General features: G+C 68.0%; 1 protein-coding gene. It reads left to right on the plus strand.

What is annotated here, in order from left to right; all coding sequences use genetic code 11:
* The first annotated feature begins 75 nt into the window (after nucleotides 1-75).
* The gene (locus tag ACW62_RS32780) at nucleotides 76-912 is read left to right on the plus strand and encodes an IS5 family transposase (RefSeq protein WP_053208326.1); all 837 of its coding nucleotides are present in this window, start codon (nucleotides 76-78) and stop codon (nucleotides 910-912) included.
* The last annotated feature ends 25 nt before the right edge of the window (nucleotides 913-937 follow it).

Consider the following 937-nt stretch of genomic DNA (forward strand, 5'->3'; position numbering starts at 1 on the left):
TCTAAGTACGTGTTGGGAAAGTGGTTCGGCGTGCCTGCGTGACTGATGTGATGAGTGTGGCGATTGTGGTGGTTCATGGATGTTTCCTCGTCGACGCCGCGGTATCCGTCGGACCTGACCGATGCGCAGTGGGAGTTGATCGCGCCGATGGTGCCGGTCAAGCCGGGTGGGCGTCCGGCCAGGCACTCCCGGCGGCGGATCGTGGAGGCGATCTTGTACGTGAACCGGACGGGGTGTTCGTGGCGGCAGTTGCCCCACGACTTCCCGCCCTGGGACACCGTCTACTGGTACTTCCAGCGGTGGAACGCCGAGGGCACCACCGACCGGGTCCACGACGCGCTGCGCGACGCGGTCCGCGACGGTGACGGCCGTGATCCGATGGCCTCGGCGGGGATCGTGGACTCCCAGAGCGTCAAGGGTGCGGACACCGTCGGTCGCGATAGTCGGGGCTACGACGCTGGTAAGAAGGTCAACGGGCGCAAGCGGCACGTGGTGACCGACACGATCGGGCTGCTCGTCGTGGTGCTGGTCACCACCGCCGGCCTGCAGGACCGCGACGGCGCTCGCCCGGTGCTGGCCCGGGCGAAGACGGCCATGCCCTCGATCGCGCTGGTCTGGGCCGACGGCGGCTACGCCGGCAAGCTCGTCGCCTGGGCCCAGCAACACTGCCGGATCCTGGTCGACATCGTCCGCCCACCCAAGGGCCAGCACACCTTCGAAGTCCTCCCGCGGCGCTGGGTGGTCGAACGAACCCTGTCCTGGCTGGTCCGCTGCCGCCGGCTGGGCCGCGACTACGAACGCCTCCCCGAACACTCCGAAGCGATGATCAAGTGGGCGATGATCGGCCTCATGACCCGACGCCTCGCCCCAGCACCCGGACGACGCCCCTGGCAACCCCACCACCCCAGATAGCCCCCTTTCCCAACACTTACTAAGG

The sequence above is a fragment of the Jiangella muralis genome, assembly GCF_001270745.1.
In the GTDB taxonomy this organism is placed as follows: Bacteria; Actinomycetota; Actinomycetes; order Jiangellales; family Jiangellaceae; genus Jiangella; species Jiangella muralis.

What these genes read in the sequence shown, in the direction of transcription:
- ACW62_RS32780 (WP_053208326.1), top strand. Translation starts at nt 76, where the DNA reads ATGGATGTTTCCTCGTCGACGCCGCGGTATCCGTCGGACCTGACCGAT.